Here is a 10,568-nt window from a genome sequence, read left to right as displayed (position 1 = left end):
CCTCCGGGGGAAGCACCGCGGCCGGCGCGCGGTCAGGCGCAGGCCGCCTGGTCGAGCATCACGGACGACGGCGTGCTCGCCGTGCCGGTCGCGGTGAAGCCGAGCGACACCGACGCTCCCGCCGCGAGGGACGGGCTGTGCGAGGGCGCGGTCACCGTGACCGTGCTGCCGCTCTGGCTGAACGTGCCGTTCCACCCGTTGGAGACCGTGGCGCCGTTGAGGGAGAACGAGACCTTCCACGGGTTGGCGGCGCTCGTCGCGGTGTTCGTGACGGTCAGCGAGCCCTGGAAGCCGCCCTGCCAGGAGTTGTCGAGCTTCCAGACCGCCTTGCAGCCGCCCGTGCCACCACCGGTGGTGGTCGTGGTGGTGGTCGTCGTCGGGTCGGTGCCGCTGCCGGCCGGCGGGATCAGGTAGGGCTGCAGGATGCTCTGCTTCGCCTGGTTCACGGTGGTCCAGTCGTCGCCGACGATGCCGCCGGTGTCACCGGAGTTGGGGTTCCACGACCAGTAGGTGAACGACATGCCGTTCACGCCGGTCCCGGTGTAGGCCATGAGGTTCTCCAGCCACACCTTGTCGACCGGGTTCGCGAGGGTCGTGCCGAACTCGCCCATCATGATCGGCGCGATGTTCTGCTTGTGGAGGTAACCCCAGTACCTGTCCCAGATCGCCGGCATGTTCGCGGGGAAGTCCGGGGCCCGGAACCACGGCTGGTCGTAGACCGAGGTCGCGTACTCGTGCGGGGAGTACACGAGCCGGTTCGCCACGGTCAGGCGCACCGGGAACTGGCCCGCCTTCGACAGGTTGCCGCCCCACCAGCCGCAGTCCTCGTCGTTGGACGGGTCGCCGTCCCAGACGTTCGAGAGGCCGCCGCTCGGGCAGCTCACGCCCTCGACGAAGATCAGCCAGTTCGGCTGCACGCCCAGGATCGCGTTGCCCGCGCGCTCGGCCGCGAGGCGCCAATCGCGGGCGGTGTCGCCGCAGCCCCAGCACGACCCGGCCGCGGCCGGGTTGGTGCCCTCGGCGTGCGGCTCGTTGTGCAGGTCGGCGCCGATGACCGTGGTGTTGCCCGCGTAGCGCTGGGCGAGCGCTTTCCAGTTGCTGATCCAGGTCGACTCCGGCACGCCCGCCGTGTACCAGAGCGCGGTCTGCCCGGCGCTCGTCGGCCGATGGCGGTCGAGGATGACCCGCATGCCCTTCTGGCCCGCGTGGCCGATCACCTTGTCGAGGATCTGCAACGGGGACAGGCCGACCAGGTCGGGGTTCGTGTAGTCGTTGACGCCGGTCGCCTTGGCGTCGGGCTTCAGCGCGTCGTCGGAGAACGGGACGCGCAGCGTGTTGTAGCCCAGCTGCGCCATCTGGTCGAGCTGCTGGCGCCACGTGCGGCTGGACCACAGGCCGTGGAACGTCCTGTTGTCGGTCTCCATGCCGAACCAGTTGATGCCCGTCAGCCGGACGGTGGCGCCGGTGCTGTCCAGGATCTTGTTCCCGCTGGTGTGCAGGTACCCGGTGCCCGTGCCGGCGGCCGCGGCCGCCGCCGGGACCTGCCCGGCTGTCGCAATGGCCGCCACACCGGCCGCGGCCACCACGGCCGCGACCAGTGCGCCGGCAAGTCCGTCCCGCAGCTTCATCCGCTCTCCTCCGGCCCTGAGTTCTGGGAGCGCTCCCAGAATCGGTCCGGCGTCCGAGGGGGTCAAGCGAGGCCCGGAACGCGGTCCGCTTTCGACGGGCGAATTCGACTCGAACCGGTCATTTGGCGGCTTTCTTCGCCTCCTGAACGGCGGTGTTCCACGCTTCGTCCGGCCGCTTGCCCTGCTCGACGGACTGCAGCGCCGGGCTGAACACGTCGTCCTGGATCTGCCCGTCGGCGGGCCCCTTGTGCTGCGCCGCCTTGACCTTCTGCACCTGCGCGGCGAACAGCGCGCCCGCCTCGACGTTGCCGAAGTAGGTGTTGACGGACTCGAGCAGCGTCCTGCTCTCCAGCGCGTCGATCTGGCTGGGGAACGTGCCCTTCGCCTGGAACGCCTTGACCTGCTGCTCGGGGGCCGTCAGCCAGGCGGCGAGCTCGGCGGCCTGCCGCACGTTCCTGCCCTGCTTCGGCACGGTCAGGTACGAGCCGCCCCAGTTGCCGCCGCCGTCGGGGAAGGCGTCGGTGACGGCCCACTTGCCGGCGTTCTCCGGCCCCGCCTGGGCCTCGATCACGCCGAGCATCCACGACGGGCAGGTCTTCGTGGCGAACCGGCCGAGCTTGAAACCGGTGTTCCACTCGGCGCTGAACGCGGGGAGCTTCGCCGACTGTCCTTTCGCGACGGCGGCCGTCACGGCGTTCCAGTCGCCGCGGATGGCAGGGTTGGACTCGACGACGAGCTCGTCGGAGGAGTCGAAGTAGCCCACGTCGTGCTGGTTGTGCATGGCGTTGAAGATCTGGGCGGCGCTGTCGAACCACGCGACCCCGGGGACCTTCGCGGTGAACTGGTCGCCCGCCGCGAAGTAGCTGCCCCACGTGGCGAAGAGCCGCTTGACGTTCTCCGGGTCGGACGGCAGCCCGGCCTTCGCGAGGAGGTCCTTGCGGTAGCACATGGCGAGCGGGCCGATGTCCGTGCCGTAGCCGATCAGCCTGCCGTTCCTGGTGGTGGCGGCGTCGGCCTTCCACTTGAGCCAGCGGTCGGGCGTGACGTCCTCCGGCCCGATCTCCTTCAGGTCCTCGAACTGGTCGGCCTTGGCCATGACCCGGCTCAGGTAGCCCTCCTCGACCGCCTCGACGTCGGCGAGCCCCGCGCCCGCGCCGAGCTTGGTGAAGAGGTTCTGGTGGTGCGGGGCGCCCTGGCCCGTCTTGCGCTGGGTGATCTTGATGTCGGGGTGCGCCGCCTCGTACTGGGCGAACAGCTCCTCGTAGCCGAACTCGTTGAACGTGGCGATGGTCAGCTCGGTCCTGCCGTCGGCGGTCCGGTTCGCGGTTCCGGCCGTGCCGCAGGACGCGACGGTGGCGGATGCGACGACGCAGACCACCACGGTGATCCAGTGGCGGGGACGCACGGTGAGAACTCCTCTGACGGCGACGGGAAGACCTGGGAGCGCTCCCAGGTTCTGGGGAGTCTCATGGCGCCGCGACGAGGTGTCAAGCACCCTTGCCGACGAGGTCAGAGCCGTTGCGGAGCGTGTTCGTCTGGGAACGCTCCCAGCATTTTTTCGCCCGCCGGCGGCCTCGTCGGCGACGGTCGCGGGCCGGGACCCCGCGCGGGCGACGTCAGGGAGCGGCCTACCGGTAGCGTGCGGGCAGCACAGGCACGAGGAGGAGCACGGGTGACGACGGTCGGCGGAGGAGCGGGCACCGTGCTGCTCGACCTGCCCGTCGACCCGGCCATCGCGCTCACCGCGGTGCGAGCCAGGCTCACCACCGTGCTGCACGACCTCGGCGAGGACCACCGCTACGACGTGCTGCTCGTCGTCACGGAACTGGTGAACAACGTCCTCGACCACACCCCCGGCACCGGCCACCTGCGGGTCCTGCGGCAGGGGAGCGCGTGCGAGATCACGGTCGAGGTCGACGACGGGTCGCCCGCCGAACCGGTGCACGGCCGGTCGCGGCTCAGCGGCACGCGGGGCAGGGGCATCGTGGTCGTCGACAGCCTCGCCCGCCGGTGGGGCACCCGGCCCGCGGAGCGCGGCAAGACGGTGTTCGCGCTGATCGCGTGCCCGGCCGACGGGGTGTGCGCGGGAACCTGACCGCACCGGGGACCGCGGTCGGCGAGGCAACGCCGCGCGCTTTCACCCCACCACGCGCGGGCCGGGCGTGGGACCCTGGTCCCGATCGATGTCCAGTCGGCGAGCACCCGCATCGGAGCCCGGGACGTGCTGATCGCACAGGTGGAGGACCATGCCGGCATCGCGGTCGTCACGGTGTCCGGCGAAGTCGACATGGAAACGGCCCAGGTGCCGCTCGACAAGGCGATCACGGCGGTGGAACGGCCCCTCACGGGCCTCGTCCTCGACCTGCGGGCGGTGACGTTCTTCGGGTCCTCGGGGATCAACATGCTCGTGCTGCTGCACCAGCACGTCCACGACCGCGGTGTCCCGTTCGGGGTGGTGGCGCACCAGACGGTGCTCAAGCCGCTGGAGGTCACGGCCACCGACGTGTACCTCATGCTGTTCGCGGACCTGCCCGACGCGCTCGCCGCCCTGCGCGCCGTGCCGAGGGTGCCGCGGCAGCAACGGCGTTAGCCGCGCTGGGGTTGGGGGCGCTGGGTCTGGGGTGCGCTGAGTCTGGGGTGCGCTGGGTCTGGGGTGCGACGGGCTCAGTGCGCGACGGGCTCAGTGCGCGACGGGCTCAGTGCGCGACGGCAGAGGGCGCGACAGCCCGGGGCGCGACAGCCGGGGCGCGACGGCTTACAGCACGGCAGTTCAGGGCGCGACGGTTCGGGGTGCCACGGTTCAGGGCGCGACCGGCCTGGGGCGTGTCAGCCTGGGGGCGACGGTTCGGGGCGCGACCGGCCTGGGGCGTGTCAGCCTGGGGCGCGACAGTTCGGGGCGCGTGGGCCTGGGGCGCGGCAGTTCAGGGCGCGACGGCGCAGGGGATGACGGCCCACACGCCCTTGCCGACCTTGCGCTGGACCACACCCCACCGCTCGGCCAGCCGGTTCACCATCACGAGCCCGCGGCCGCGCACCGAGTCCGGCTGGGAGGGCCGCAGCTGCGGCGGAACGGGGGAGGCGTCCTCGGCGATGACGCTCACCACGCAGGGTTCGTCCGTGCTGCGGAGCTTCAGGCGTGCCGGGAACCGCGCGTGGTCGAAGACGTTCGACGCGAGCTCGGTGATGACGAGCAGCACGTCGAGCAGGTCGTCCTCGCGCAGGTCCGGCAGGAGCGCCCGCGCCCAGCGGCGGACTCCCGCGGTGTCCGGTGAGGCGCTGACGAGTTCCATCGTGTGCCACCCGTGGGCGGCGTTCGCGTCGTCGAGGGCTAGTCCCCCCGGTTCTGCCGGCGTCACCGTGCTTGGTTACCTCGCCCGGACGGCGGGAAAACCGGCGGTTCCGGCCGGGAGGGTGTCGCCGGACACCACCGGGCGGCAGTCCAGCTCTGCCCACACCGTCTTGCCGCTCTCACCGCGGTCGGTGCCCCAGGCCGTGGCGAGCCGGTCGACCAGCACGATCCCCCTGCCGCGGAACGGGCCGAGCCGGGAGCGGCCGAGGACGGGCAGCTCCGGCGCGGTGTCGTCGACCTCGCACCGCACCACGCACGGGTGCGGGCTCACGCGCAGGCGCAGCAGCCGCGGGCCCCGGCCGTGGTCGAAGGCGTTGCACACCAGCTCGGTGACCACGAGCAGGACGTCGTCGACGTCGGCGGTGCGAACGCCGGTGAGCGCCAGCCGGGTGAGCCGGCGCACCTCGGCGAGGCACCGCGGGTAGTCCTCCAGGTCGAGGCCGCGGATGTCCTGGGCGAGCGGCACGGTCCTAGCCGTCATGGCAGCTGGACGCCGACGACGCAGGTGTCGTCGTCGGTGTCGGACTCGCTCTGGTCGAGCAGGTGGTCGAGGAGGTCGTCCAGGGACGCGCGCGGTTCCCGCGCCGCCGCGCAGAGCCGCTCCAGGCAGTCGTCCAGCGCCAGGTTCCGGCGCTCCACCAGGCCGTCGGTGTAGAGCAGCAGCGTGTCGCCGGGTTCGAGCACGACCTCGCCCTCGGCGTAGGAGGCCTCCGCGACCGCGCCGAGCATCATGCCGGGCAGCATCGGCAGCAGGTCGCACCGGCCGTCCCGGATCAGCACCGGCGGCAGGTGGCCCGCCCTGGCCCAGCGCAGCACGCGGGTGTGCGGGTCGTACAGGCCGCAGATCGCGGTGGCGAAGATGCTGTCCGCGAGGTGGTGGGCCACGAGGTTCAGCCAGGTGAGCAGCTGTGCGGGGCCCGCGCCGGTGGCCGCGAGACCGCGCAGCGCGTTGCGGAGCACGACCATGCCGGTCGCGCCCTTGATGCCGTGGCCGGTGATGTCGCCGACCGAGACGAGGATCTGCTTGGACGGCAGCACGACGGCGTCGTACCAGTCGCCGCCGACCAGCTCCTCCTGCGCCGCCGGCCGGTACCGCACGGCCACGCGGAGCCCGAACGCGTCGAGCGTCGGGTGCGTCGGCGGCATGATCACCTGCTGGAGCTGCAGCGTGAGCTTGGTGTGCTCGGCGGCCTCCTGGGCGGTGATGGCGAGCTGGTCCTGCGTGGCCGACAGCGCGACCTCGGTCCAGTGCTGGGCGGAGACGTCCTGGTAGGCGCCGCGGACGGTGAGCAGCACGCCCTGCGGGTCGAGCACGGGCTCCGCGATCACGCGGACGTGCCGGGTGACGCCGTCGGGGCGCTGCAGGCGGAACGCCGCCGAGGCGTGCCGGTGGTCGTGCAGGACGGTCTGCACGAACCCGGTGAGCGCGAGCACGTCGTCCGGGTGGGCGTGCTCCGCGATCCGCGCCAGCGGCACGGGATCGGCGCCCGGCTCGCGGCCGAAGAGCGAGAAGAGCTGGCTGTTCCACACGATCGCGCCCGTGTGCCGCTCCTCCTCGAAGCCGCCGACACGGCCGAGGCGCTGGGCGTGCTGCAGCAGGTTCGCGAGGCGGGAGGTCTCGTCCTGCACCCGCCACACGACGAGGACCAGCACGCCGTGCCGGGTGATGCTGACCCCGGCCGTCACCGGCAGCGACACCTGGTCGATCAGCGCGGCGAGGTTCAGGTGCTCGGTGCGGAACGGCTCGCCGGTGGCGTGCACGTGCTCGACCTTGTCGAACAGGCTGCCCGCGGCCGCGGCCAGCGGGTAGGCCTCCAGCAGGGTCCTGCCCGCCACCGCCGCCCGCGGCCTGCCCGCCAGGTCGACGAACCGGCCGTTGACGTGGTGCACCCGGAAGTCGGTGGTCCTGCCCTCCGGTGACAGCTCGGGACCGAGGACCAGGGCCGGGTCGAGCAGTCCGTCGGCGAGGTCGACGAGCTCGGACGGCGCCGCCCGGTCCGCGAACCGGGCCGGCGTGGCGGCGTCGAGGGTGGCCGCGCACAGCTCCGCCAGCGCCTCCACCTGCTTGCGCACGCTCAGCGGCTGCGGCGCCACCGCGCCGGGCCAGCAGATCTCCAGCACGCCCGCGATCCGCCCGCCGGTGCCCGCGGGCACCGCGACCCGGCCGAGCAGGCCGGCGCCGATCGAGGGCAGGCCCGACTCGCCCAGGTCGGCGATCCAGACCGCCTCCCGCCCGGCCAGCGCCCGCCTGGCCGGGGTCGGCACGCCGGGCGGCACGTAGCGCCAGCGGTGGGCCTCCCCGGTCGCGAACCCGGCGTGCCCGGCGAGCGTCAGCGACGCGTCGGAGCCGGCGAGCCAGATCGCGACGGCGCTCGCGCCGAGCGGGGCCAGCGCGTGCGCGAAGAGCGACTCGGCGACCGCCTGCGTGTCGTCGGCGTGCAGGGCACCGCTCTGCGCCGTCCGCAACCGGACCGCCGCGCCGGGGTCCGGCCGGCCGTCGTCCCGCGGCACGGTGGCGAGCTCGTCGCCGGAGGCCTCGCCGACGATCTCCGCGGCGAGCTCGACCCGGGTGCTGCCCGCGCGTTCCGCGAGCCTGGCGAGCTGCTCGCCCGCCTGCGCGGGGCCGCAGCGCAGCCGTTCCACGAGCACGCCCTTGGCGAGCTCCACCAGCGCCCTGCCGTCGGCGGCCGCCCGTTCCTCGTCGATCTCGCGGCGCAGGCGGGCGACGGTGCCCGCGAGTCTGCCGACCCCCGTCTCGTCGGCGGTCACCTCGCGCGCATCCACCGCTGGACGCACGAGACGAGGTCATCGGCGTCGACCGGTTTGGTGACGTAGTCGTTGGCACCGGAGGCGATGCTCTTGTCCCGGTCGCCCGGCATCGCCTTCGCCGTCACCGCGATGATCGGCACGTCGGCGTGGTCGGGCATCGCGCGGATGGCGGAGGTGGCGGCGTACCCGTCCATCTCCGGCATCATCACGTCCATCAGGATCAGGTCGATCTCCGGGTGGCCGACCAGCGCCTCGATGCCCTCCCTGCCGTTCTCCGCGTGCAGCACATGCACGTCGTGCAGCTCCAGGATGCTGCTGAGCGCGAACAGGTTGCGGGCGTCGTCGTCGACGATCAGCACCGTCCGGCCGGCCAGCTGCCCGTTCGCCCGGCGCGGGGCCGGCGGGCGCGGCTGCTCGTGCCGCACGAGGGGGAGCACGTCCTCCGGCCCGTCGGCGTCGAGGTGCAGCGCGATCCGCTCGCGCAGCTCGTCCAGGCTGGACAGCAGCTCGAGCGGCCGGGTGCCGCTGCGGGCCTGCAGCTGCTGCTCCAGGTGCGCCGGCAGCCTGCGGTTGTTGTGCGCCAGCACGGGAACCGTGCGGGTGGCGGGGTCGCCGTCGAGCGCCTCCAGGAACCGCAGCGCGGCGCCGTCGGGCATGTCGAGCTCCAGCACGACGCAGTGGCACGGCTCGGTGGCCAGCGCCGCCGCGGCCTCCTCGCGGCCGACGGCGGTGACCACCTCCACCGGCCCGCGCGGGTCGTTGCTCGCCGACAGGTCGGTCACCGCGCTCTGGGCGACGAGCGAGAGCAGGCCCTGCGGCCGTTCCTCGACGACGAGCAGCCGGCGCCGGTGGGTGCTCGCGGGCGCGGTCTCCGGCACCGGGACGACCGGCGCGGCCTCGATCGCGGCCTGCACCGGCTCGGCGAAGTCCCTGCTGTGCACCGGCAGGTAGAGGGTGAACGTGCTGCCCTTGCCCAGCGCGCTCTCCGCGGTGATCGAGCCGCCGAGCAGGTAGGCGATCTCGCGGCTGATCGACAGGCCGAGGCCGGTGCCGCCGTACTTGCGGCTGGTGGTGCCGTCGGCCTGCTGGAACGCGCCGAAGATCGACTCGAGCTGGTGCTCGGCGATGCCGATGCCGGTGTCGCTGACCCGGAACAGGATCGCCGGGCCGTGCGCGCGCACCGCCGGCGGCAGCTCGTCCGGCTCGGCGACCGCGATGCGCAGCTCCACGCCGCCGGTCTCGGTGAACTTCACCGCGTTGGACAGCAGGTTGCGCAGCACCTGCTGCAGGCGCGTGTCGTCGGTGACGAGCTCCGGGGGAGTGCCCGGCGAGGTGGTCAGCTGGAAGCTCAGCCCCTTCTGCGAGGTGAGCGGCCGGAACGTGACCTCGACGTAGTCGAGCAGCTGCCGCACGGAGACGCGTTCGGGCGTGATGTCCATCTTGCCGGCCTCGATCTTGGACAGGTCGAGGATGTCGTTGATCAGCCCCAGCAGGTCCGACCCGGCGGAGTGGATGATGCCCGCGTACTCCACCTGCTTCGGCGTGAGGTTGCGGCTCGGGTTCTGCGCGAGCAGCTGGGCGAGGATCAGCAGGCTGTTGAGCGGGGTGCGCAGCTCGTGGCTCATGTTGGCCAGGAACTCCGACTTGTACTTCGACGCGAGCGACAGCTCCCGCGCGCGGGTCTCGAGCTCCTGGCGCGCCTGCTCGATCTCGAGGTTCTTCGCCTCGATGTCGCGGTTCTGGGTGGCGAGCAGCGCCGCCTTCTCCTCAAGCTCCGCGTTGGAGCGCTGCAGCTCCTCCTGCCGCACCTGCAGCTCGCCCGAACGGGACTGCAGCTCGCTCGCGAGGCGCTGCGACTCGGCGAGCAGCTCGTCGGTGCGGGCGTTGGCGACGATGGTGTTGACGTTGACGCCGATGGTCTCCATCAGCTGGTCGAGGAAGTCGCGGTGGATGTCGGTGAAGCGGTGCACCGACGCCACCTCGATGACGCCGAGGACCTGTTCCTCCACGACGATCGGCAGCACCACCAGGTTGACCGGGGCGGTGCGGCCGAGACCGGAGGTGATCGCCACGGCGTCCGCGGGCATCTCGTCGACGGCGATCGTGCGGCGGCTGCGCGCGGCCTGGCCGACGAGCGACTGCCCGAACCGGAACGTCGTCGGCCGCGAGCCGTCGTCGGGGTGGCCGTAGGAGCTGATCAGCCGCAGCTCCTGCCGGTCGTCGGCCTCGTCGGCCAGGTAGAAGGCGCCGAACTGGGCCGACACCAGCGGAGTCAGCTCGTCCATGATCAGCTCGGCGACGACGGCGAGGTCGCGGCGGCCCTGCATCAGGCCGGAGATGCGGGCCAGGTTGGACTTGAGCCAGTCCTGGTCCTGGTTGGCCTTCGTGGAGTCGCGCAGCGACCCGACCATCGAGTTGATGTTGTCCTTGAGCTCGGCGACCTCGCCGGAGGCCTCGACGGTGATCGACCGGGTCAGGTCGCCCTCGGCCACGGCGCTCGTCACCCCGGCGATCGCGCGCACCTGCCGGGTCAGGTTCCCGGCGAGCTCGTTCACGTTCTCCGTCAGGCGCTTCCACGTGCCGGAGACGCCCTCGACCTCGGCCTGGCCGCCCAGCCGTCCCTCGCTGCCTACCTCGCGGGCCACGCGGGTCACCTCGGCGGCGAAGCTCGACAGCTGGTCGACCATCGTGTTGATCGTGGTCTTCAGCTCGAGGATCTCGCCGCGGGCGTCGACGTCGATCTTCTTCGTCAGGTCGCCCTGCGCCACGGCGGTGGTGACCTGGGCGATGTTGCGGACCTGGTTGGTCAGGTTGTTCGCCAT

The 10,568-nt window shown here is 72.4% G+C and carries 8 protein-coding genes; 2 read left to right on the top strand and 6 right to left on the bottom strand.

The annotated features are described in order from the left end of the window. Positions 1–32: 32 nt before the first annotated feature. Both ACFWGZ_RS34700 and ACFWGZ_RS34695 read right to left on the bottom strand, forming a co-directional pair. A complete protein-coding gene (locus ACFWGZ_RS34700; RefSeq protein ID WP_382455814.1) occupies positions 33–1,628 on the bottom strand; it encodes a cellulase family glycosylhydrolase in 1,596 nt (531 codons plus the stop codon). A 118-nt stretch (positions 1,629–1,746) separates the two neighbouring features. Then, positions 1,747–3,033, bottom strand: coding sequence for an ABC transporter substrate-binding protein (locus ACFWGZ_RS34695; protein WP_382455813.1), 1,287 nt, complete (start codon positions 3,031–3,033; stop codon positions 1,747–1,749). Between the two features lie 267 nt (positions 3,034–3,300). Between ACFWGZ_RS34695 and ACFWGZ_RS34690 the strand changes: the two genes are divergently transcribed. Then, a complete protein-coding gene (locus ACFWGZ_RS34690) occupies positions 3,301–3,723 on the top strand; it encodes an ATP-binding protein (protein WP_382455812.1) in 423 nt (140 codons plus the stop codon). A gap of 126 nt (positions 3,724–3,849) precedes the next feature. Beyond that, the gene (locus tag ACFWGZ_RS34685) at positions 3,850–4,218 is read left to right on the top strand and encodes an STAS domain-containing protein (RefSeq protein WP_382455811.1); all 369 of its coding nucleotides are present in this window, start codon (positions 3,850–3,852) and stop codon (positions 4,216–4,218) included. Between the two features lie 331 nt (positions 4,219–4,549). Here ACFWGZ_RS34685 and ACFWGZ_RS34680 read toward each other — a convergent pair whose 3' ends face one another. The 4 genes from ACFWGZ_RS34680 to ACFWGZ_RS34665 all read right to left on the bottom strand — a co-directional run. Next, a complete protein-coding gene (locus tag ACFWGZ_RS34680) occupies positions 4,550–4,918 on the bottom strand; it encodes an ATP-binding protein (protein WP_382455810.1) in 369 nt (122 codons plus the stop codon). Positions 4,919–4,993: 75 nt separating this feature from the next. Beyond that, complete coding sequence (locus ACFWGZ_RS34675) at positions 4,994–5,458, bottom strand: ATP-binding protein (RefSeq protein WP_382455809.1); 465 nt, start codon at positions 5,456–5,458, stop codon at positions 4,994–4,996. Further along, a complete protein-coding gene (locus ACFWGZ_RS34670; RefSeq protein ID WP_382455808.1) occupies positions 5,455–7,746 on the bottom strand; it encodes a SpoIIE family protein phosphatase in 2,292 nt (763 codons plus the stop codon). The genes ACFWGZ_RS34675 and ACFWGZ_RS34670 overlap by 4 nt, the downstream gene beginning before the upstream one ends. Next, positions 7,743–10,568 (bottom strand): response regulator (locus ACFWGZ_RS34665; RefSeq protein WP_382455807.1); only part of this gene is annotated, 2,826 nt, incomplete at its 5' end. The genes ACFWGZ_RS34665 and ACFWGZ_RS34670, both read right to left, overlap by 4 nt.

This window comes from Lentzea sp. NPDC060358, assembly GCF_042725365.1.
Lineage (GTDB): Bacteria > Actinomycetota > Actinomycetes > Mycobacteriales > Pseudonocardiaceae > Lentzea.
The sequence above is the reverse complement of the archived record's forward strand: the minus strand, read 5'-3'. Positions and strand labels throughout refer to the sequence as shown.

Bases quoted from the DNA above. Each gene is read 5' to 3' on its own strand.
- ACFWGZ_RS34700 (WP_382455814.1), bottom strand. From the start codon at position 1,628: ATGAAGCTGCGGGACGGACTTGCCGGCGCACTGGTCGCGGCCGTGGTG.
- ACFWGZ_RS34680 (WP_382455810.1), bottom strand. From the start codon at position 4,918: ATGGAACTCGTCAGCGCCTCACCGGACACCGCGGGAGTCCGCCGCTGG.
- ACFWGZ_RS34675 (WP_382455809.1), bottom strand. From the start codon at position 5,458: ATGACGGCTAGGACCGTGCCGCTCGCCCAGGACATCCGCGGCCTCGAC.